We start from the raw sequence: 23324 nt of genomic DNA, 5'->3' as shown, positions 1-23324 counted from the left end.
CCGTTTGCTATTTAGTTTAAAGTATAAGTGCCAACGCAAAAAGTAGCGAAAGTAAAAAAGTACTGAGTGCATTTACTTTAAGCAGCGGGTCGAAATCTTGCGCTTGTTTAATTTGATGAACTTTAAAGCAAGTAGTTCCCAAAATTGCAAATGGCAATACTGCAATAGCAAATTGCCACCAGTATAGTTTAGACCATAAAAAGAAAAGCCCCAACGAAAATAAGGCAATTATATTTAGCCAATAGAAGTAGGGTTTTGCATTGTCAAAGCCAAGGCGCACGGCAAGTGTAATTTTATTGGAGTTTTGGTCGTTTTCTCTGTCGCGCATGTTGTTGAGATGCAGAACGGTAGCAGCCAAAAAGCCAATAGTGGTAGCAGGCAGCAATACTATGGCCGAAAAGTATTTTGCTTGCAAATAGTAGCTTCCTGCTACACCAACCCAGCCAAAGAAGAAAATAACAAATACATCGCCCAAGCCCAAGTAACCGTAGGCATTTTTTCCAACGGTATATTTTATGGCTGCGGCAATAGAAGATAATCCCAATAAAAGGAAGGCGAACCCCACGCCAAAATGCATTCCTTTGGTGGCTTCAATAATTAGCCAAATGCCGCTGAGCAATGCAAGCGAGGTACAAACAATTATGCCCTGTTTCATTTCATTAAAACTTAAAGCGCCCGATTGTATAGCGCGTGTGGGGCCAATGCGCTCGCTGTTATCGGTTCCTTTTTGGCTGTCGCCATAATCGTTGGCAAGGTTCGAAAGTATTTGAAGCAATAGAGTAGTAATAAAGCACAGTATTAAAACGGTATAGTTGAAATGCTGTGGGGCATGTTTATAGGCAATGGCACTACCTGTAATAATTGATGAAAAGGCCAGTGGCAAAGTGCGTAAGCGAGATGCGTGCAGCCACGCCTGTAGTTTGCTCATGCCTCTAAAAATGCTTTGCGGATATTGATGGAGAATGGATTGTAGTTTCTGTCGCGCATACGTTCCGGATGCCATTGCACCAACAAAAGCCAAGCTTGGTTGCCAGAACTTCTTCTTTCTATTCCTTCTACTACACCATCGGGCGAAAAGCTATTTACCACTAAGTTAGTGCCAATTTTTCCGGCACTTTGGTGGTGTGCGCTGTTAATAATGCCTTTATCGCTTTGTGTAATTTTGTGTAAGAGCGAATTGGCATCAACGCTTACTTCGTGATAGCGGTCTTTCCCTTCTGCAAATTTTGAGTGGTTGTATTTTCCAAACGAAGGCAAGTCGGGAATGAGTGTGCCACCAAAAAATACATTGGCAATTTGCAGTCCGCGGCAAATACCCAAAAGCGGTAAATTATTTTTTTGTGAATACTCCAGCACTTTCCATTCAAATTCATCGCGTGCTTCATCCATATCGGTTGCGGAGCAGTATTGCAGCATCTCCGGTTGGTTGTAGAAGCGTGGGTGCACATCTTCGCCTCCGGTAAGCACTATGTGTGTACACTTTTCAATATCGCTAAGATTATTGAGGCGATAGCTTAGTTTTACTATTTCTAATTCGCTGGAGTAAGTTGCAATCCAATCGAAGTAGTTTTGAAATTTACCGCAATCGGTAATGCCTATAACTTTTTTTGATACCATGATGCTGCAAACATAAAACAGCTACTTTAAATTTATTTGAAAACGAAAAGATAAACAAAACTATTTTTGCTTTTTATGTGGGCAATTTACGTTAAAGAAGTTCAGCAGTTTTTTAGTTCGCTGGTAGGCTTTTTGGCTCTATTGGTGTTTTTATTGGTATTGGGATTGTTTCTTTGGATTTTTCCCGATACCAGCATTTTAGATTTTGGGTATGCCAATATTGATGGGCTTTTTGCGCTGTCGCCCTATATTTTCATGTTGCTTATTCCTGCTATTACTATGCGTAGCTTTTCTGAAGAAATAAGTGTCGGTACTTTTGAATTGCTGGTTACGCGCCCTGTTTCAGAATTTCAAATTGTGGCCGGGAAATATTTGGCTGCCATTACTTTGTTGGCAATGGCACTGCTTCCCACATTTATTTATTTTATTACAATATACCAAACTGCATTACCGGTTGGAAATGTAGATACAGGAGGCATTGCAGGCTCTTACATTGGCTTATTTTTATTGGGGTGTGTGTTTGCTGCAATCGGCATTTTTGCATCTTCGGTTACGCCCAATCAAATAGTTGCATTTTTATTTGGCGTGTTGCTTTGTTTCTTACTGTATCAAGCATTTACATACCTTGCCAAGTTGGGTGTATTTTTTGGTAAAAGTGATTTTATTGTGGAGCAGTTAGGTATAGATGCACATTATATCAGCATGAGTAAAGGCGTGTTGGATACGCGCGATTTGGTGTACTTTTTCAGTTTAATTGCTGCATTTCTTTTGTTCACAAAAACAGCGTTGAGCGCAAGAAAATGGTAGGAAAGAAGAATAATACAGAAACGGTGAATGCTAAGAAATATACAAAGCAGGAAGTAATTACTTCGCTGGTGCTTTCTCTGGCGGCTTTAGTGTTGCTGAATGTGGTGGCATCCTTTTTTTATCTGCGCTTCGACCTTACTTCAGAGAAAAGATATTCGCTTTCTACTTCCACTAAAGCACTTGTAAAGGGATTGAAAGATGAAGTAGTGGTGAAAGTTTATTTGGCAGGCGATTTGCCTGCCGGCTTTGTGCGCCTTAAGGAATCTGCCAAAGATATTTTGAACGAAATGCGAGCCGTAAACCGCAGTGCTATTCATTTTGAATTTTACGATCCGCTCGAAGGGAAAACGGAGGCGGAAAAAAAAGATGTAATTGATGAGCTGCGCAAGCAAGGTTTAACGGCAACCAATTTAACCACACAAGGGAAAGATGCCAACACGCAGCGGATAATTGTGCCGGGTGCAATTGTTACGTATGCAGGGCAATCTTTTCCGGTACAATTGCTGGAAAACCAAGCAGGCTTTTCGCCCGAAGAAATTTTAAACAATTCGGTTATTCAATTAGAATATAAGTTCACCAATGCCATAAAAAAAATATCGCAATACAGGCAACCTAGAGTAGCATTTTTACAAGGAAATGGAGAGTTGAACAGGTTAGATCTAGCCGATATTTTAAATACACTTATTGCACAGCGCTATCAGGTTCAAGAACTAAATTTAGACAGTACTTTTGCCATTCCTTCCCGTTTTGATGCATTGGTTATTGCCAAGCCAAGAGTAGCATTCGATGAAAAGCAGAAGTATAAAATAGACCAATATATTATGCGTGGCGGCAATGTGCTTTGGTTGTTAGACGCTACCACGGCAGATATGGATTCGCTAAAAGAAAACCTTACCGGGCAGTTTGTGGTAGATAGAGATTTGAATTTAGAAGACCAACTATTTAAATACGGTGTGCGCATCAATGGCGATTTGGTGCAGGATATTAATCTTTGCGGAGCTATTCCTTTGGTAATTGGCAATTTGGGCAATAGCCCGCAAACACAGTTGTTTCCATGGTTTTATGCGCCATATTTAATTAGTAATAACAACCATGCCATCAATAGAAATTTAGATCCGGTGGCAGCACAGTTTGCAAGTACTATAGATACTATTAAAAATATAGGTATAAGGAAAACAATACTGCTCAATACAACCGATAACTCTAAGGCAGTGCGTACTCCGGCTCGCGTTAATTTTGGTATAGTTGCCGATCGCCCCGATCCTCGATATTTCAACCAGAAAAATTTGCCGGTGGCAGTATTGTTGGAAGGAAACTTCCAATCGGTATTTAAGAACCGTTTGGCACCGGAATTTTTAGCGGTAAACGATTCGCTCGAAGATTTAAAATTCTTGGCCGAAGGAAAACAGGCAAAGCAAATAGTAATTGCCGATGGCGATATTATTCGCAACGAAAAGCGCAACGATAACAGCGCATATCCTTTGGGATACCAGCCTTTTACGCGCCAGACTTTAGCCAATAAAGACTTTATGCTAAACAGTATTGAATACCTTGCCGATAATGCAGGTTTATTGGAAACCCGCAATAAGGAAGTGAAGTTGCGTTTGCTGGATTCAACTAAGGTGAACGAGTATAAAACAAAACTGCAATTGCTAAATGTGGTGTTGCCTATGTTAATTACGGCATTGGCAGGATTGGTATTTACCTACTGGCGCAGAAAACGCTATGCTTCGTAAATAGATTAGAAATACTTTTTCACAAAGCGGTAGAGGCTAAAATTTTCCATAGTAACCGCCTCTTTTAAATCTCTTGAAAATGCAGATACATCAAAGTGTTTCATCTTTTCGCGTTGAATAATTGTGAGTGCTTTTGAAAGTAGGAGTTGTGTTTTTCGGTTTTCGTTTACACTCGTTTTTTCGCTGAAAGTTGAAATGAGTTCTGTAATGCCACTATTTTCTACAGCTATAGTTTTTATTACCGGAATGTAATCTTTATCGGCAAGGTGCAATTGAGTTTGTAAGGCTTGCACCATGCTTTCGGCATCGGCTCTATCGGCTTTGTTCACCACAAAAACATCGGCAATTTCCATAATGCCGGCTTTCATGGTTTGCACGCTATCGCCAGCTTCGGGAACCAGTATTACTATTGTTTTATCCGCAAGTCCGGCAATTTCAACTTCACTTTGTCCTACGCCAACAGTTTCAATAAAAATATAGTCGAAAGTATAGCTTTTCATTACTTCCAATACTTCTACAATAGTGTGGCTTAGCCCACCCAGCAAGCCACGCGTGGCAATGGATCGTATAAATAAATTGGGGTGGTTAAAGTGAGCACTCAAGCGCAATCTGTCGCCAAGTATGGCACCGAGATTAAAGGGCGATGAAGGGTCAATAAGCAAGAGTCCCACTTTTTTTTCTTCACTCAATAATTGCGTTACGGTTGCGTTTAAGAGGGTGCTTTTACCGGCTCCGGGAGGCCCTGTAAAGCCAATTACGGGAATAGATTGAGGTTGTAGCGCCATTAAGGTTTCTTCAAATCCGGCTAAGGAATTTTCTACCTGAGTAATGGCTTTGGCAAGCGTTGCAAAGTTGGTAATAGAAGAAAAATGCACTTTTGTAAATTGCTAGGCTGCTAAATTAAAAGCCTATGCGAAAACAGGAACAAAAATTAAGTTGAAGTAAACGTGTACATTCTTACTACTTTGAAAAATTTTAGAAATATATCGGAAAGAGTGCTATTGCTTTCGTTGCTATGTATCTTTATTGGCTTTACCGCTTCGCGGGCATTGTTGAGTATTGGCATGGCGGGCGTATTGCTGGCGGGCATTCTTAACTATAAAGAAGTTGGTAGGGATACTTTTCTTAGAGGAGAATGGTGGAGTATTACAGTGCTTTTTTGGGGTGTGGTATTTTCGGGGTGCTGGAGTTCCAATACCGCAGTGTGGCTTAATTTTGTGCGCATTCATCTGCCATTTTTATTGTTGCCACTGGGTTTTGCAATGTTTAAGCCTTTACAGGCAGTACAGTTTAGAAGTATAATGTGGTTGTATGTAGCAGTTTTTACTGTAAGCGTAGTATTTGTTTTGGGTAATTACCTGCTGCATTTTCACGAAGTGAATCATCAAATTATTATTGGTGGCACCATTCCCATGCCATTTAGCCACATTAGATATGCGCTGCTAGTGGTAATGGCATTTTTTGCAGCATTGTGGCTGGCTGCAAGCAGCAGGGGAGTTGAGCATAAAATTGCTTTTTCAATAGCATTGTTTTTGTTGGTTATGGTACATGTTTTAAGTGTGCGTAGTGCTATATTTTCGTTGTATGCAGGTTTGCTTGTTTTTTTGTGTGCGTATGCAAAGCAGTGGGGTTACAGGCGAACAGGGATGCTGTTTTTGGGGTTAATAGTTGTTGTAGTTATCTTGTTTACTTCTATTCCGAGTTTGGAGAATAAAGTAAAATATATGCGGTACGATATAATGAAATATACCGAGGCACAGCACTTAGATGCTTCAGATGGTATGCGCATTCGTTCGTGGAAAGCTGCGGTTAGCGTGGCGCAAGAGCAGTCGTTTTTTGGCGTTGGTTATGGAGATGTGTACGATGCCATGCAAGCTTGGTACATACAGCATTTTCCCGATTTACAGCAAACACAGCAGAAACTTCCACACAACCAAATATTGTGGTGGTGGGTAACTTTAGGTTGGTTGGGTGCTGTACTGTCGGTAGGAGCATTGCTGTTTCCTTTGTTTAAATTTTGGAGTAAGAGCAACTGGCTGTTTAAAGTATTTTACATGGTGTTGTTTACTTCATTTTTATGGGAGCCAACACTCGAAGAGCAAATGGGAACAGGTCTTTGCGTAGTTTGGTTGGTATTGTTAATTCACCACGTTTCAGGAAAAGAAAATGCATAAAGTTTCGGCAGCCATTATTGCTTTTAACGAAGAAAAACACATTGCGCGTACCATTGCATCGCTGCAAAACACGGTGGATGAAATTGTGGTGGTTATCAACGATAATTCAACCGATAAAACCGAAGAAATTTGCCGCTCGCTAGGTGTAAAAATGTTTAAGCATCAGTTTGAAAATTATGGAAAGCAGAAGCAGTTTGCTACCGCCCAAACTTCGCACAACTTAGTGCTAAGTATTGATGCCGATGAAGCTATAGACAGTGTTTTGCAACAAGAGATAGCACAACTTAAAACTGCACAAATTGCCGATGCATATACTTTGAATATCAAGAATTTTTACTGCGGTAGATGGATGCGCTTTGGAGGCATAAATTCTACCAAACGCTTACGGATATTCAATAAGCAATGTGGCAATTGGAATGCAGCCGATGTGCATGAAAAAATTGAAATGAAGCCTGCTGCCAATATTCAACATTTAGAAGGAAGCATTCTGCATATTGCTTACGAAAGTCAGAGCGAACATTGGCAAAAGTTGCAGCGCTATGCTGTATTAAACGGACTTCAACTTGCTGCAAAATCTACTTCGGGATTACTGTTTAAGATGCTTTTTAGCCCTGTTTCAAAATTTATTACTTCTTATTTTTTAAAACTTGGATTTTTAGAAGGAAAGCAAGGCTTGCAGTTTGCCCTTTTCATGAGTATAGAAACATGGTTGAAGTACAAAGAAGCACTACAATTCAAGCAGAAAAACAACGATTAGGCAGCGCTTACAGTCTATTCTTTATCACTGTTAAAATTTTAACACTAATTTATTATCATTGCGCCTCAAAATTGAGCTATCGAAGCAATTATACACTAAATAGAACTTATTAAATTATCCTGTGGATTAGCAAGCCCAGCCAATGGTAAATGCTTGTATTTTCACAAATTTTGAAACAAATATGATAGCTTATCTGAGCGGCAAACTTACGTTCAAATCTCCTACCTATGTAATTGTGGAAAATGGCGGTATTGGGTTTAAAGTAAACATCAGTCTGCATACATTTTCGGCAATTCAACAGGTGGAGGCTGTGCAGCTTTATACCTCGCTTATAGTAAAAAACGAAGGGCAGAGTTTAAGTGGTTATGAGTTGTTTGGGTTTGCAGAAGAGAGCGAAAAAGATTTATTTGAATTGTTGATTTCAGTAAGTGGAGTAGGCGCTTCTACTGCGCGCGTAATGCTTTCAGGGCACAAACCCGATGATATTAAGCATGCCATTCTTACCGAAAACGAGGCGTTGATTCAAAGCATTAAAGGCATTGGTCCCAAAACCGCCAAGCGCATTATTTTAGAATTGAAAGATAAAGTAGCCAAAACGGGCAGTACTGCCGGTTCTACTTTAACAATTGCTTCGCACAATAGCGCCCGCGAAGAAGCGTTATATGCCCTCATTGCGCTGGGCTATCAAAAAGCACAAGCAGAAAAAGTATTGATGAAAATAGCTGCTGCCAATTCGGGAGCAACGGTGGAGAATTTAATAAAAGAAGCATTAAGAAATTTGTGAGATAAGTAGAATAAATCCAAGTAAAACAAGAATTAAAACAACTCAATAATGGCACGCCAAGTATTGGTTGGAAAAACAAAATTTAGAATAGGCATTGTTTAAAGACATAAAATATAAATTACTAACCATTGCTTTTTCATCGGTTGCAATAGCAACAATGGTGAGCAGTTATGCCAATAAATCGGGCTACCGATACCGCGCCACCTTGCCGGCATTGATGAAGCGAGCCGCTGCCGACTCTTCTAAGCAGGTAAAGAATCGCTACCCGATGAAAGACCGCCAAGGCGATTTTGTTACAACCCAACCTAAAGACCCTTTTTACCTGCAAGACCCTAAGAATGTTGTGAAATCGGTAGAGTACGATCCACAAACCGGGCAATATATCCTTACCGAAAAAATAGGAGACCAAAATTACCGCCCGCCCACATACCTTACATACGATGAGTATTTAAAATTTACCGAAAAGCAAGAACGCGATGCCTATTGGAAAAGCCGCAGCAATGCATTGGGTTTAGTAGAAGATAAAGGACTGCTTCCTCCAATTCAGGTAAAAAAGAAATTTTTCGATAAATTATTTGGCGGAAGCAAAATTGAAATTCGCCCACAGGGAAATTTAGAACTTACACTCGGAGCCAATTACCAAACAGTTGCCAATCCCAATATTCCAATCCGAAATAGGAAAACAGGTGGTTTCGATTTCGATATGAATATCAACGTAAACGTGGTTGGTAAAATTGGCGATAAGCTACAATTGGGTGTAAAGTATAATACACAAAGTGGTTTCGATTTCGAAAATCAATTGAAGTTGGAATATGCCGGAGATGAAGACGACATCATAAAAAAGATTGAAGCCGGAAACGTAAGCATGAGTTTGCCAACGCGCTTAATTCAAGGAAGCCAATCGCTTTTTGGATTTAAAACACAATTGCAGTTTGGAAGACTTACTTGGACCAGCTTAATTTCGCAACAGCGTTCCAAACGCGAATCTGTAGTGATAGAAAGTGGCGCACAACGCCAAAATTTTGAAGTAAAAGCCGACCAATACGAAGATAACCGACACTTCTTCCTAAGCCAATATTTTCGCGACCAATACGATTATGCCCTTTCAACCCTACCGGTAATTCGTTCTAATATAAATATTACACGTTTAGAAGTGTGGGTAACCAACCGCACAGGGCAAACGCAAGGTGTACGCGATGTAGTGGCATTCCAAGATTTGGGAGAAATAAATCCGTATTCACCACACATTCAATCTACCGGAGGAGGCGATGGCAGAGCACGAAACGAAATAAACAATCTATATCCGCGCTTGCTGGCAAATCCCAATATCCGCTTTGTAGATAAAATAGTTACAGAACTTACCGGCCCTAATTTTAACTTAGTACAAGTACAAGACTTTGAAAAAACATACGCCCGTAAGCTCGATCCCAAAGACTATAATTTTAATCCGCAGTTGGGTTACATTTCCATGAACACTCTAATCCAGCCCAATGAAGTGTTGGCCGTAGCCTTTCAATATGAATTTAACGGACAGGTTTTCCAAGTGGGCGAATTTGCCAACCAAGTGCCGCCAGATAGCAGCACCACCAGCAAAGTGCTGTTCTTGAAGATGCTAAAAAGCACCTCTGCTCGCCCCACACTACCAATTTGGGATTTAATGATGAAAAATATTTACTCACTTGGAGCATACCAGTTGAGTAACGAAGATTTTAGACTGGATATTTACTACAACGATCCGGGCGGTGGCGAAAAACGCTATATGCCCAAAGGAAACATAAAAGGCAAGCAACTTATTAAATTGCTTAACCTCGATAACGTAAATATGAATGGCGACCCACAGGCCGATGGACTATTTGACTTTTTGCCGGGCATAACCATTTTAACCCAAAACGGCAGGCTTATTTTTCCGGTAAAAGAACCTTTTGGCTCTAACCTTAAAAGTAAGTTTATTGAAGCAGGCGATGCTTCTATTGCCGACCAATATACCTACCAGCAATTATACGACTCCACAAAGTTTAGAGCACAGCAGTTTCCGGAATTTAACCGCTTTGTAGTTCGCGGGCAATATAAAGGTGTAAACAGCAGCGAAATAAGAATAGGATTTGGCAATGTACCGCGCGGCTCTGTGGTGGTAAGTGTTGGAGGGCAGCGATTGGTAGAAGATCAAGATTATACCGTAGAATATACTTCCGGTATAGTGCGCATTACCAACCAAAGCGTACTAAACTCAGGGCAAAAAGTACAAATTGATTTTGAAAATAATAACCAGTTCGGTATCCAGCAGCGCAGCATGTTTGGCACACGCTTAGATTTTAGAGTGAATCCAAAATTCAATATTGGAGGTACTGTAATGCATTTGCGCGAACGCCCGTTTTCATTTAAAGTTAATTTGGGAGATGACCCAATTGCCAACACCATTATGGGCTTAGATTTAAGCTACCAAACCAATTTGCCATGGCTCACAAAAGCACTAGATAAATTGCCTATTTATTCTACCAAAGAAATGAGTACGCTCAATGCTTATGGCGAGGTGGCATATCTAAAACCAGGACATCAGAAGGCTATTCAGAATTCCGATGGGCAAGCTCAAGTGTATGTAGATGATTTTGAAGGTACCACCATCAGCTATCCGCTTACAACTCCGGCCTCATCGTGGAAAATAGCCTCTACTCCGCGCAATATGCCTAATGCACAAGGCTTAGAAAAATTCCCCGAATCACATTTTGTAAGTGATTCTACGTATGGTTTCAACCGCGCCAAAATTGCATGGTATAGAATAGATAATTCCTTCTTCAATACTTCAAACACACAAACTAAAGCCGTACATGGTTGTAAAGAATGTATTTCTAATCACTTGGTGCGTTTAATTCCTCAACAAGAAGTGTTTCCTAACCGCCCGGGGCAAACCATAGACCAAAACCTTTACACTTTCGATATTTCGTATTACCCCCGCCAGCGTGGTCCTTACAATTTTGAAGCCAGCCCCAGCCCAACTGTTCGCAACGGAAAAGTAATTTCTTATGGTGTAAACAATGATGGTTCGTTGAAAGAGCCGCAAACCCGCTGGGCAGGTTTAATGCGCGCCATAGACAATAATGATTTGGAAGCCAACAACGTTGAATTTATTGAATTTTGGATGCTCGACCCATTTGTATATAACAAATCGAGCACAGGAGGAAAATTATATTTCCATCTCGGCAATATCTCTGAAGATATATTACGCGATTCGCGTATGCAGTTTGAAAACGGACTGGCCTGCGATTCTAATATCTTAGATCGCACAGCATGGTCGCGGGTGCCTAAATTGCCACCGTTGGTAAATGCCTTTGATAACGATCCCAATACGCGCCCTTGCCAAGATGTGGGTTTAGATGGATTGCCAGATGATGTAGAGAAAGAGCACCACGCAGATTTCTTAAATAAAGTAGGTGCATTTTTAAATCCCGATGCATTGGCAGCTTTGCAAAACGACCCTGCCAGCGACAACTTCCGATTCTTTTTAGATGGTACTTTTGAAAATGAGCGAAATATTATTCCGCGCTATAAAGATTACAACAGCCCGCAAGGAAACTCTCCCGTGCAAAGCGGCAACTCCGGGCAAACCAATGCAGGAACCAACTTACCCGATAATGAAGATTTAAACAAAGATTTTTCTTTGAATGAAAACGAAGAGTATTTCCAGTATGAAATAGACATGTCGCCACAGGCTTTGGAAGATGAGCAAAACCCCTATGTTATTTCGCGCTTGCGCTATCCTGCCAAATCCTTTAACGGTGTGCCTGAACCGGAATGGACTTGGTACCAATTTAGGATACCGATAAACAACTATAAAACTCGTGTGGGCAATATCCCCGATTTTAAAAGTATTCAGTTTGTGCGTATGGTAGCTGCCGATTTCCAAGATAGCGTAACCATGCGTTTTGGTACATTGGAGTTGGTACGCAACCAATGGAGAACATACAATAAGCCGCTCAACGACCCTACCGATCAAATTCCTTCAGATAATGGCTCTAATACCAAATTCTTGGTTTCTTCGGTGGGTGTAGAAGAAAATAGTGGTAAAGAACCTGTAAACTACGTAATGCCGCCAAACTTACAACGCGAGCAAGGTATTGGTGCGCAAACCAATCAATACATTCAGCTAAACGAATCGGCATTATCTACCACAGTGCGCAACTTAAAAGATGGCGATTTGCGTGCAGTATTCAAGAACATGAGTATAGATTTGCGCAGGTATAAAAAGTTGCGCATGGCTATTCATGCTAACGAGGTACTCGATTCCGAAACAGGACCGGTGCGCGATAATGAAGTGGTGGCTTTTATTCGTATGGGTTCCGATTTTAAAGACAACTACTACCAATACGAAATACCATTAAAAATTACTCCCAACAACAGTAAATACAATCCCGATAGCGATAACGACCGCAAATTGGTATGGCCGGATTCTAACCAAATGGTATTGAACTTAAAGGAGTTTGTGCAACTTAAACAAACCAGAAACCTTACCGCAGGCTACCCGCGCGATATTCCTTATACAGTTGTCAATAGTCAAGGGCATCAAATTTCTATTATTGGAAATCCTGATATTGGTGCTATTAAAACGGTGATGCTGGGCTTGAAAAATCCGGCACAAACCGATAAAAACAATCCATTGAAAGATAAAGACGATGGCTTGGCAAAATCAATAGAAGTGTGGTTTAATGAAATGCGGGCTTCTGATTTTGATGAGTTTGGCGGTGCAGCAGCTATTGGCAACGTACAAATAAAACTCGCAGATTTAGGTATTGTGAATGTAAGTGCAGCTATGCACACAAGAGGCTTCGGGCAAATTGAACAAAAAATAGACCAACGCTATAAAGATAATTTCTGGCAATACGATGTAAATGCCACTTTGCAGTTAGGTAGGTTTTTACCCACAAAAGCTGGTTTCCAGTTGCCATTTTACGGAGGTATAGCACAAACTTTCAGCACACCGGAGTTTGACCCTTACCAATTAGATATTCCAACCAACGATTATATAAAAGCCATTAAAGAAGCCTATGGTTCCGATTCTGCCCGCAGGTATAAATCGCAAATACAAACCATTACCACTCGTAAAGGATGGAACTTTAGCAATGTGCGAATAGTGCCGCAAACCAAGCAAAAGAAACCGCGTATTTACGACCCCGGTAACTGGAATTTTACTTATGCCTATACCGAACAAGTAAGTAGCGATCCATTCATAGAAAAAAATTCAAAGAAGAATTACATAGGGCAAATTGCATGGAACTTTGCTCCGCAATCTAAAGAGTTGTATCCATTCAGGAAGCTTATTAAATCGAAATCGAAGTGGCTAGATATTTTCCGCGATATAAACTTCAACTTTATTCCTTCGGCATTGGGTGTTACCAACGATTGGAATCGCGAGTTTGGCGAAATAAAACTGCGGCCGCTAGGCGAAGCAGATTATGCCATTCCTTCCACATACTTTAAATTCTTTAAGTGGAATAGAAGTTATACATTAAACTACAATCCATTCAAATCGCTTAGCATACAATACAGCGCCACCAATAATTCAAGGGTTGATGAGCCGGATGGTCCGTTGGATACCAAGGCCAAGCGCGATACTATGTGGGATAATTTTTGGAAAGGCGGACGGAACACAAACTTTACCCAAAGCCTTTCTGCCAGCTATAATTTGCCGATAAACAAAATTCCAGCATTCGATTTTATCAATGCCAATATGAGCTATGCCTCTACCTACAATTGGATGGCATTGCCGCAAGTTAAAAACGATGAAGGAAAATGGGTGATAAACCCAATGGGTAATACCATCAATAATTCGCAAAGCAATAGAGGAAAGGTAGATTTAGATTTCAGAAAACTCTACAACAAATCGCCATTCTTAAAAGTGTACAACACACCTAATCCGAATTTGGGCGATGCCAAAGCCATTAAAACCAAAAAAGAAGCCGCCATTAAAGCTCGGCAGAAGCTAAAAGATGAAATTGCTAAGTTGAAAGAACGCAGAAAGAAACTGAAAGCAGATTTCAAAATCTTGAAAGCAGATATGCAAATGGATACAGCCAGAAAGGCTCGTGAAATTAAGCGACTTACTACGGAATTAAAGGCAAACAAAGGAGCAATTAAGCAGAAAAAGCACGATTACAGAAACAAGCAATTGCCATCAGATCCATTTATTTCATTGGCACTGCGTCCGCTATTGATGATTAAGCGAGTAAGTTTAGAAATAAAACAAAATGCCGCCACCACATTGCCGGGCTTCCAAGGATATAGCCGCCTTTTAGGAAACGACCATAAAATGATGGCACCGGGATTTGACTTTGTTTTTGGTAACCAACCCGGCTTTAATTTGTTTACAGGAATAGACCAATACGATGCCAATGCGCGCGACCAATGGCTAAACCGAGCAGCATCTAAAGGGTGGGTTACGCGCGATACATTGCTCAATCAGAAATTTACGCAAACACGTAGCGAAAGAATAGATTTTACGGCCTCATTAGAGCCTGCACCGGATTTAAGAATAGAAGTAAAAATGTTTAGAGAAAAGAGCATTGCACATTCGCAATACTTTAAAGCCATAGACAATGTTACGGGCGAAATTCAGCACTTAAATCCAATAGATATTGGAAGCTATACTATTTCGTATTTGCCGGTAAAAACCATGTTCCAAAAAATTGATGCCAAGGGTTTGAGCGATGTGTATAGAACCTTCGAAGCCAACCGTTCCATTATATCGCGCAGGTTGCAGGCACAGAACGAAAATTCGCAAGGCAATTTTTCTGTGCGCGATACAAGCGGAGCTGTGAAGGAAAACCCTAATTATGCGTATGGCTACGGACCAAAATCGCAAGAGGTGCTTATTCCTGCATTCTTGGCTGCTTATTTTGGAAAGGATGCCAATAAAGTAAATTTGAATTCATTTAAAACATTCCCATTGCCTAATTGGAACATTAGTTACAGCGGTTTGAATAAATTTAAGTGGATACAAAAAGTAGTGCAAAATATAAGTATTACCCATGGTTATAGCAGCACACTCACGGTAAGCAGTTTCCAAACCAATTTAGATTATCGCGGATCGGGCGCTTTAGATGGCGGCAACAGGATAGATACACTTAACGGCAATTTTTATCCATTGTATGCCATTCCAAACATTGTAATGAATGAATCTTTTTCGCCTTTAATTGGTATTGATATGACATTTAAAAACAATGTGCAGGCGCGTTTCGATTACAAGAAATCGAGAACCATAACCATGAATTTTTACGACTATCAGTTAGTAGAGCAAAACAATGAACAGTTTACATTTGGCGCTGGTTACAAAATTCGTGGTTTAAAACTGCCTATAAAGTTCCGCGGTAAACGTATTCGCTTAGATAACGATTTGAATTTTAGGTTCGATTTCAGCTACCGCGACAATATTACGGTGAACCACCGCATAGATGGCGATTTACCGCAAATTACCAATGGTAGCACCACATATTCTATACAGCCTTCTATAGATTACGTTATCAGCCAAAGGCTCAACATTAGAATCTTTGTAGATTACAATAAAACTATACCTAAAATTTCAACCGGATTCCCAACTACCAATACGCGGGGCGGTGTTACATTAAGATTTACGCTTGGGCAGTAAGGCTACTTGCCCAAGCGTAAAACGATGCTGATTATTTACTCAGCATCATACTTTTCTTCTTATACAGGTTTCTGAACCAAGGGTCGTATAAATCTTTAATAAAGCGGATAGCTTCTCCGGTAGATTTCATTTCGGGGCCTAATTCGCGGCTTACACCCGGAAATTTATCGAAGCTGAATACCGGTTCCTTTACTGCATAGCCAATAAGGCGCTTAAAGTAAGTGAAGTCTTTAATTTTATTGGTTCCCAACATTACTTTGGTAGCGTAGTTTAGGTATGGAACTCCGTATGCTTTGCATATAAAAGGTGTGGTGCGGCTGGCTCTAGGATTAGCTTCAATTACATACACCTGCTCGTTTTTTATGGCAAACTGGATATTGATTAGCCCGCGAATATCTAATGCTTTGGCAATTTTGCGGGTGTAGTCGCGCATATCGTGTTGTACTTTTTCGCTTAGGTTGTATGGAGGCAGCATGGCATTGCTGTCGCCACTGTGTATTCCGGCAGGCTCTACGTGTTCCATCACACCCATTATTTCTACTTGTTCGCCATCGTAAATGGCATCAATTTCAGCCTCTTCGGCACGGTCGAGAAAGTGGTCAATAAGAATATTGTTATCAGGGAAGAACTTTAAAATGCTTACTACGCTTTTTGTAAGTTCCTCATCGTTAATTACAATTCGCATGCGCTGCCCGCCCAGTACATAACTCGGGCGCACCAACACTGGGTAGCCTACGAGGTGAGCTACTTCTAATGCCTCTTCTGCGTTTTTAGCTGCGCCATAATTTGGATATGGAATATCTAATTCTTTCAGCAGGTTGCTAAAGCGCTCGCGATCTTCAGCAATGTCCATGGCTTCGTAGCTGGAACCTATAATTTTAATACCGTTTTCGTATAAATTTTTTGAAAGTTTTAGTGCTGTTTGTCCACCAAGTTGCACGATTACTCCTTCGGGTTTTTCGTGTTCAATTAGTTCGCGCAGGTGTTCCCAAAACACGGGTTCAAAATATAGTTTATCGGCAATATCGGGGTCGGTAGAAACTGTTTCGGGATTGCAGTTCATCATAATAGCTTCGTAGCCGGCTTCTTTAATGGCAAGCACGCCATGTACGCAGCAATAATCGAATTCAATTCCCTGCCCAATCCTGTTTGGCCCGGAGCCGAGCACAATAATTTTCTTTTTAGAAGAAAGAGTGCTTTCGTTGCTTTGAATGTTGGGGTTGGTAGATGCTTTTTCAAACGAAGAATAATAATATGGAGTAAGCGCCTCGAACTCAGCTGCGCAGGTATCTACCAATTTATACACTCTGCGGATGCCGAGTTGTTTGGTGCGGTAGTTATACACTTCATCTTCGGTAGTTTTGGTGAGGTATGCCAATTGCAAATCGCTGTAGCCTTTTTCTTTTAGCGCTTGCATTTCGCTGGCGTTAATAGAAGTGAGTTCTCGCTTGCGGTAGTTGCGTTCAATTTCTACCAGTTCCATAATTTGGCTTAAAAACCAAGGATCTATTTTGGTAGCATCGTGAATTGTTTTGGTAGGTACACCAAGTTTAAGCGCATCGTAAATGCGGAAAATTCTATCCCACGAAGCGTGGGTAATTCCTTTGAGCATGTCATCGGGGCTAACCCATTGTTTGCCATCGCAGCCTAAGCCAATACGGTTGTTTTCTAAACTTTGGCAGGCTTTCTGCAAGGCTTCTTGGAAACTTCTGCCTATACCCATTACTTCGCCTACGGCTTTCATTTGTAAACCGAGTGTGTCATCGCAGCCTTGAAACTTATCGAAGTTCCAGCGTGGAATTTTTACGATTACATAGTCTAAAGCGGGTTCAAAAAATGCTGAGGTTGTTTTGGTGATTTGGTTTTTAAGTTCATCGAGCGTATAGCCTATTGCGAGTTTGGCAGCAATTTTTGCAATAGGGTATCCGGTGGCTTTAGATGCCAGTGCGGAGGAGCGCGATACGCGCGGGTTCATTTCTATAGAAATAATATCTTCTGTTGCCGGATCTACCGAGAATTGAATATTGCAACCGCCTGCAAAGCCGGGCAGGTCGCATATCATGGTTTTAGCGTAGTTCCGCATTTTTTGATATACGGTATCGCTTAAAGTCATGGCAGGCGCTACGGTTATGGAGTCGCCTGTGTGTATGCCCATTGGGTCGAAATTTTCTACGGTGCAGATTACCACAAAATTGCCCGCAATGTCTTTCATTACTTCCAACTCAAATTCTTTCCAACCGAGTACGGCTTTTTCTACCAATACTTCGTGTACGGGCGAAGCTTCTAATCCGCGTTTTAGTTTTTCATCGAATTCTTCTTTGGTATGCACAAAAGATCCTCCAGTGCCGCCTAATGTAAAGGATGGGCGAATTACCAATGGGAATCCGGTTTTTTGTGCAGCTTCTTTTCCTTCTAAAAAGGAGTTGCAAGTAATGCCTGGAGCAACGCCAATGCCGAGTTCTAGCATCCATTTGCGATATTCTTCTCGGTCTTCGGTTTTTTGTATGGCTTTGGCATCGGCACCAAGTACTTTCACTCCATATTTTTCCCAAATTTTCAACTCATCGGCTTCCATGTAAAGGTTTAAAGCAGTTTGGCCGCCCATGGTTGGCAATATGGCATCTATGGTATTGTTTCGAGCTTTTTGCTCTTCTAAAATTTTTACAATACTATCTACCGAAATTGGTTCCAGATATACGTTGTCTGCCACTAAAGGGTCGGTCATAATAGTAGCGGGATTGCTGTTGAGAAGCGTAATTTGAATACCTTCTTCGCGCAAACTGCGTGCTGCTTGTGAGCCGGAGTAATCGAATTCGCAGGCTTGCCCGATAATAATAGGTCCTGAACCAATAATTAAAATGTGCTTAATGGAATTGTCGCGTGGCATCTATTCAATTTGAAGATTAGAAATAGTGATGTTTTGAAGAACGAGCGACTTCAAAAATCGTGCGAAGATAAGAGGATACGCCTATTTTTTTTAGAGAATTGTTATCCCGCTATGTGGATTGTATTTCTGAAGAATAATGTTTTTGCGCTCCATATTCGCGGTTTATTTGTATGGAAAGTGATTTATTGATACTCGTAGTTGTGTCGGCAGTGGCAGCAATGTATTTGCTCATGGTGCTTTATTTTTTTGTGTATTGGTTAAAGCAGCCGTACTTTGTACCTTCTGCAAAAAGTAAGGAAGTAACGGTTACAATAGTGGTGCCGGTTCGCAACGAAGAAAAGAACATCCACGCTTGCATAGAGCATTTGTTTAATCAAAATTATCCCAAGCATTTATACGAGGTAATTGTGGTGGATGATTATAGCATTGACGATACACGGAAAATTGTGCGCGAACTTAATTTTCCTGCATTGCGATTGTTTGATTTGCAACAGTATTTAAGCGACCGAGGCGAAAAGAAACCCAATAAAAAAGAGGCTATTTCTATTGGGATAAAAAATGCGCAGGGCGATATAATTATTACTACCGATGGCGATTGTATTAGGGGCGAAAATTGGTTGCCAACTATGGTTTCTTTTTTTGTTGAAAACAGTTACAAGCTAGTTACGGCACCGATTTTGGTGAAGCCCGCATATACTCCACTGCAATTGCTACAGCAGGCTGATGTAATGACATTGATGGGTATTACCGGAGCTACCATTGCAGCAGGCAAACCTACTATGTGCAGTGGTGCCAACTTAATGTATGCCAAAGAAACTTTTCGGGAATTGGAAGGCTTTAAAGGAAACAATGATGTGCCATCGGGCGATGATATTTTTTTAATGCAGAAGGTGTATGAGAAGTATAGCAATGGAATTGGGTTTGTAAAGCATTTTGATGCAGTAGTGTTTACCCAACCCGAAAAAGGATTATTTAATTTCTTTGGCCAGCGGATACGGTGGGTGAGTAAGAGTGCGGGCTATGCCGGCTGGTGGGTGAAGTTGCAATTGTTTTTTGCGTATATGTTTAATTTACTGGTGGTAGGTGCTGTAGCTTTTTCAATATATGGATTTGTGCAAACAAGGCAGCTTACACCTTTGCTGCCGGGAGCAATAGCGCTGGGTACTAAGCTCTTTAGCGATTTTCTTTTTTGTGTACCGATTTTTAGTTTCTTTAAAAAGTTGTGGTTGCTGTTGCTGCTTCCGTTTTTAGAGATTCTACACATCTTTTATATTGTGGTAGTTGGCTTGCTGAGTTTAAGCGGACGCTACCGTTGGCGCGGGCGTAGGGTTGGATAGTGTGTAGTAAATTGAATTGCCAATTATCTACAAAACACAGTTTTAAAAATCTTAACTTACTATCATTGCACTTTGTGGTTGAAATAGCAACTTGATATGTTAGAGTTTTTTACACAACGATTTGGTTCAGGCGGTTTTATTGGAGAGCACTTATGGCTCGGGCATCTTGGTTTCTTCTTTTTGCTGCTTAGTTTTTTTGCTTCGTTGGTTTCAACCATTGCATATTTTTCTGCAGAGTATGCCTGTTGCCGAAAAGATGAACTTTCGTGGAAAGTAATTTCGCGGTCTTCGTTTGTGGCACATGGTTTTTCTGTATTCGGAGTTTTTGTGTTGCTTTTTGTAATGATTTTAAACCATTGGTTTGAGTATCATTATGCTTGGAGGCATTCTTCTACCGAATTACCCATGAAATATATTATCAGTAGTTTTTGGGAAGGGCAGGAAGGTAGTTTTTTGCTATGGCAATTTTGGATTGTGGTGCTTGGTTTTGTGGGTATAAAAACACTAAAAGAGTGGGAGTATCCGGTAATGGGTACGTTGAGTCTTACACAGTTTTTTTTGGGCAGTATGGTGTTGGGGGTGTATGTGTTTGGGCATAAAATTGGAAGTAATCCTTTTGTGCTTTTACGCGATGAAATGGCGCAAGCTCCTATTTTTCAAAAGCCGGATTATTTAAATTTTATTGCCGATGGAAATGGCTTGAATCCTCTATTACAAAATTATTGGATGACCATTCACCCGCCAATATTGTTTTTAGGTTTTGCTTCGGTAAGTGTGCCGTTTGCATTTGCAATTGGCGCTTTATTACGCAAAGATTTTTCCGGCTGGGTAAAGCCGGCTTTGCCGTGGACTTTGTTTTCGGTAGCGCTGCTGGGTGCCGGTATTTTAATGGGTGGGGCATGGGCTTACGAGAGCCTTAGTTTTGGTGGTTTTTGGGCATGGGATCCGGTTGAAAATATGAGTTTTGTGCCTTGGCTTTTGGTGGTTGCAGGCTTGCATACACACCTCATTTTTAAGCATACGGGCCATTCGCTTGTTTCCACTTTTGTATTTTATATTCTAGGGTTTGTAACGGTTTTGTATTCTACGTTTTTAACGCGCAGTGGTATTTTGGGCGATACTTCTGTACACGCATTTACCGATTTGGGAATGACAGGGCAGTTGGTGGTGTACATGGCGGCTTTTGCTATTCCATCGTTTTTATTGTTGGCCATTCGCTATCCTGCCATGCCTAAGGTTGAAAAAGAAGAAGAATGGCTATCGCGCGAGTTTTGGATGTTTATTGGTGCTTTGGTAATGCTGTTGAGTGCGGTACAAATGACTTTCTCTACATCTATTCCGGTTTGGAACAAACTGTTTGGTTTAGAGTTGGCTCCACCGGAAAATGTAATTGAACATTACAACAGCATTCAAATATGGATCGGAATTATTGCAGCATTACTTACGGCTTCTATTCAATACTTGGCATACAAAAGTAAGCGCTTGCCTTCTACCATTAAGTGGATGTATATTTCGTTGGGTATTTCGCTGGTGCTATCGTTGGGTATTGCGTGGGGATTAAAAATAAGTTTCACGGAGCAGTATTTAATTGACGGCAGTAAAACTGCTTCTTGGTTTTTTGTGAAGTTTCCTTTTGTAAGCAGGTTCTTTTTAATGCTCTTTGCTTCGGTATATGCTGCGGTGGGTAACTTGTTGTATATTATTTTTGTATTGAAGCGTAATTGGAAAGTAAGCGGAGCTTCTATCACGCATTTTGGCTTCGGATTATTTTTGGTGGGAGCATTGATTTCGCAGGGAAAGAAGAGTGTAATTTCGGTGAATAGCAGTGGGGTAGATTTTGGTTCAAACTTTAAGGACAACGAAAAAGTTGAAAATATTTTATTGCTGAAAGACAGCGTTTCGCGCATGGGAGGCTACATGGTAAGCTATAAAGGAATGAAAACCGAAGGCCCTAATAATTACTATATAGTGGACTATAAGCGCAAAGACGATAAAGGAAACATTGTTGAAGATTTTCAACTCTTGCCTAATGCACAAATTAACCCTAAAATGGGATTGCTTGCCAACCCAGATACCAAGCACTACCTTACGAAAGATGTATTTACCCATGTTTCGAGCGTGCCTAATAATGAAACCCTGCGCGATACTACCCGCACTTACGAAATTGCCATAGGCGATACTTTCTTTAATCTTAGTTCTTATACTGTTTTTGAAAGTGTAAACACAGAGCCAAAACTACCCGATGGTATGGAACAGACAGGTAAAATTGTTGTGGCTCCGGTGCTGGTTACCAAAACTTTAGAAGGGGCAGCTTTTCATTCAGAACCGGTATTTGTTATAGATACTAAAAATGGCAATACGGTAACTACCATTCCGTCTTCGGTAGAAGAAGCGGGATTAACTTTTAACGTACTGAAGATAAATCCGGAATCGAAAAAGTTCTCAGTTTCGGTACGCGAAAAAGAAAAGCCGCTCGATTTTGTTATTCTAAAAGCAATAATATTCCCTTATATAAACTTAGTGTGGTTAGGCAGTATTATTACTTTTATTGGAGCGCTATTTAGCGGATATAGAAGAATGAAAAAATAAACACAGCTATTAAATACCATAGAATATGAGCAACGAAACTAACACCATCAACTGTTTAATTATTGGCTCCGGGCCGGCAGGCTATACTGCTGCTATCTATGCAGCTCGAGCTAACTTAAGACCCGTAATGTACACAGGTTTGCAACAAGGTGGGCAATTGATGAATACTACTGATGTAGAGAATTATCCGGGTTATCCTAAAGGAATTTTAGGTCCCGAAATGATGGAGGATTTTAAGCAGCAGGCAGAGCGCTTTGGTACTGAAATAAATTTTGGGATGGCTACGAAGGTGGACTTTTCTACTTCTCCCAAAAAAGTATGGATAGATGGAGAAAAGTTGATAGAAGCTCACAGTGTAATTATTGCTACCGGAGCTGAAGCAAAGTGGCTTGGCTTACCGAGCGAACAGCGATTAAATGGCAGCGGAGTAAGTGCTTGTGCCGTTTGCGATGGATTTTTCTATAAAAATACCGAAGTGGCAATTGTAGGAGCAGGCGATACTGCTTGCGAAGAAGCAATATACCTTTCTAAGCTTTGCACTACCGTGCACATGATTGTAAGGAGAGATGAAATGCGCGCTTCTAAAATTATGCAAGATCGCGTATTGGCAACACCCAATATTAAAGTATATTGGAATAGCGAAACCGATGAAATACTTGGCGAAAGCGCAGTAGAAGCCGTGCGTATTCGCAATAGTAAAACGGGTGAAACAACTGAAATTCCAATTAAAGGATTTTTTGTAGCCATTGGGCATAAACCAAACTCAGATGTGTTTAGCAATTTTCTTGAAACCGATGACCAAGGTTATATTGTTACGCAGAGCGGTACTCCTAGAACTAAAATAGCCGGAGTATATGCATGTGGCGATGTTCAAGATAAAGTATATAGGCAGGCAGTAACTGCTGCGGGTAGCGGATGTATGGCGGCTTTAGAAGCAGAGCGCTGGTTGAGCGAACAAGGGTTGCATTAAAAAAAGAGAGTATTAAAACGATGAAAGCGA

At 40.8% G+C, this 23324-nt stretch carries 13 protein-coding genes; 9 read left to right on the top strand and 4 right to left on the bottom strand.

The features are described from left to right. Nucleotides 1-16 precede the first annotated feature (16 nt). Both menA and KF872_07305 read right to left on the bottom strand, forming a co-directional pair. Nucleotides 17-928, bottom strand: a complete 912-nt coding sequence (gene menA / locus KF872_07310; GenBank protein MBX2903350.1) for a 1,4-dihydroxy-2-naphthoate octaprenyltransferase — start codon at nucleotides 926-928, stop codon at nucleotides 17-19. Continuing rightward, nucleotides 925-1617 (bottom strand): gamma-glutamyl-gamma-aminobutyrate hydrolase family protein, encoded by a 693-nt coding sequence (locus KF872_07305; protein MBX2903349.1) that lies wholly within the window; start codon nucleotides 1615-1617, stop codon nucleotides 925-927. Before KF872_07305 ends, menA begins: the two co-directional genes overlap by 4 nt. Before the next feature lie 75 nt (nucleotides 1618-1692). Here KF872_07305 and gldF point away from each other — a divergent pair, with 75 nt between their 5' ends. Together gldF and gldG are read left to right on the top strand one after the other, a co-directional pair. After that, on the top strand, nucleotides 1693-2424 hold the full coding sequence (gene gldF, locus KF872_07300; GenBank protein MBX2903348.1) for a gliding motility-associated ABC transporter permease subunit GldF: 732 nt from the start codon (nucleotides 1693-1695) through the stop codon (nucleotides 2422-2424). Continuing rightward, the gene (gene gldG / locus KF872_07295) at nucleotides 2418-4160 is read left to right on the top strand and encodes a gliding motility-associated ABC transporter substrate-binding protein GldG (protein ID MBX2903347.1); all 1743 of its coding nucleotides are present in this window, start codon (nucleotides 2418-2420) and stop codon (nucleotides 4158-4160) included. The genes gldF and gldG overlap by 7 nt, the downstream gene beginning before the upstream one ends. Nucleotides 4161-4165: 5 nt before the next feature. On the opposite strand, the gene meaB is transcribed toward gldG, so the two are convergent. After that, nucleotides 4166-5035, bottom strand: coding sequence for a methylmalonyl Co-A mutase-associated GTPase MeaB (gene meaB, locus KF872_07290; GenBank protein ID MBX2903346.1), 870 nt, complete (start codon nucleotides 5033-5035; stop codon nucleotides 4166-4168). A gap of 90 nt (nucleotides 5036-5125) precedes the next feature. Between meaB and KF872_07285 the strand changes: the two genes are divergently transcribed. From KF872_07285 to sprA, 4 genes are all read left to right on the top strand, one after another. Beyond that, nucleotides 5126-6334, top strand: coding sequence for an O-antigen ligase family protein (locus KF872_07285; GenBank protein MBX2903345.1), 1209 nt, complete (start codon nucleotides 5126-5128; stop codon nucleotides 6332-6334). Beyond that, a complete protein-coding gene (locus KF872_07280; GenBank protein MBX2903344.1) occupies nucleotides 6327-7091 on the top strand; it encodes a glycosyltransferase family 2 protein in 765 nt (254 codons plus the stop codon). The genes KF872_07285 and KF872_07280 overlap by 8 nt, the downstream gene beginning before the upstream one ends. A 181-nt stretch (nucleotides 7092-7272) precedes the next feature. Then, nucleotides 7273-7875, top strand: coding sequence for a Holliday junction branch migration protein RuvA (gene ruvA / locus KF872_07275; GenBank protein MBX2903343.1), 603 nt, complete (start codon nucleotides 7273-7275; stop codon nucleotides 7873-7875). A gap of 94 nt (nucleotides 7876-7969) precedes the next feature. Next, complete coding sequence (gene sprA, locus KF872_07270; protein MBX2903342.1) at nucleotides 7970-15511, top strand: cell surface protein SprA; 7542 nt, start codon at nucleotides 7970-7972, stop codon at nucleotides 15509-15511. Between the two features lie 31 nt (nucleotides 15512-15542). Here the strand turns inward: sprA and carB are convergent, their stop codons facing one another. After that, the gene (gene carB / locus KF872_07265; GenBank protein ID MBX2903341.1) at nucleotides 15543-18398 is read right to left on the bottom strand and encodes a carbamoyl-phosphate synthase large subunit; all 2856 of its coding nucleotides are present in this window, start codon (nucleotides 18396-18398) and stop codon (nucleotides 15543-15545) included. Nucleotides 18399-18568: 170 nt separating this feature from the next. On the opposite strand from carB, the gene KF872_07260 reads away from it, so the two are divergent. From KF872_07260 to trxB, 3 genes are all read left to right on the top strand, one after another. Then, nucleotides 18569-19735, top strand: a complete 1167-nt coding sequence (locus tag KF872_07260; protein MBX2903340.1) for a glycosyltransferase — start codon at nucleotides 18569-18571, stop codon at nucleotides 19733-19735. Between the two features lie 96 nt (nucleotides 19736-19831). Beyond that, nucleotides 19832-22324, top strand: a complete 2493-nt coding sequence (gene ccsA, locus KF872_07255; GenBank protein ID MBX2903339.1) for a cytochrome c biogenesis protein CcsA — start codon at nucleotides 19832-19834, stop codon at nucleotides 22322-22324. Between the two features lie 25 nt (nucleotides 22325-22349). Further along, nucleotides 22350-23294 (top strand): thioredoxin-disulfide reductase, encoded by a 945-nt coding sequence (gene trxB, locus KF872_07250; protein MBX2903338.1) that lies wholly within the window; start codon nucleotides 22350-22352, stop codon nucleotides 23292-23294. Nucleotides 23295-23324: the final 30 nt, after the last annotated feature.

The organism is Chitinophagales bacterium, assembly GCA_019638515.1.
Taxonomy (GTDB): Bacteria; Bacteroidota; Bacteroidia; order Chitinophagales; family LD1; genus UBA7692.
This window is presented reverse-complemented; position numbering and strand designations above follow the sequence as displayed.

Coding starts and splice junctions, on each gene's coding strand:
- KF872_07280 (MBX2903344.1), top strand. CDS start 6,327: ATGCATAAAGTTTCGGCAGCCATTATTGCTTTTAACGAAGAAAAACAC.
- ruvA (MBX2903343.1), top strand. CDS start 7,273: ATGATAGCTTATCTGAGCGGCAAACTTACGTTCAAATCTCCTACCTAT.
- gldG (MBX2903347.1), top strand. CDS start 2,418: ATGGTAGGAAAGAAGAATAATACAGAAACGGTGAATGCTAAGAAATAT.
- trxB (MBX2903338.1), top strand. CDS start 22,350: ATGAGCAACGAAACTAACACCATCAACTGTTTAATTATTGGCTCCGGG.
- carB (MBX2903341.1), bottom strand. CDS start 18,398: ATGCCACGCGACAATTCCATTAAGCACATTTTAATTATTGGTTCAGGA.
- menA (MBX2903350.1), bottom strand. CDS start 928: ATGAGCAAACTACAGGCGTGGCTGCACGCATCTCGCTTACGCACTTTG.
- ccsA (MBX2903339.1), top strand. CDS start 19,832: ATGTTAGAGTTTTTTACACAACGATTTGGTTCAGGCGGTTTTATTGGA.
- KF872_07305 (MBX2903349.1), bottom strand. CDS start 1,617: ATGGTATCAAAAAAAGTTATAGGCATTACCGATTGCGGTAAATTTCAA.
- gldF (MBX2903348.1), top strand. CDS start 1,693: ATGTGGGCAATTTACGTTAAAGAAGTTCAGCAGTTTTTTAGTTCGCTG.
- KF872_07260 (MBX2903340.1), top strand. CDS start 18,569: ATGGAAAGTGATTTATTGATACTCGTAGTTGTGTCGGCAGTGGCAGCA.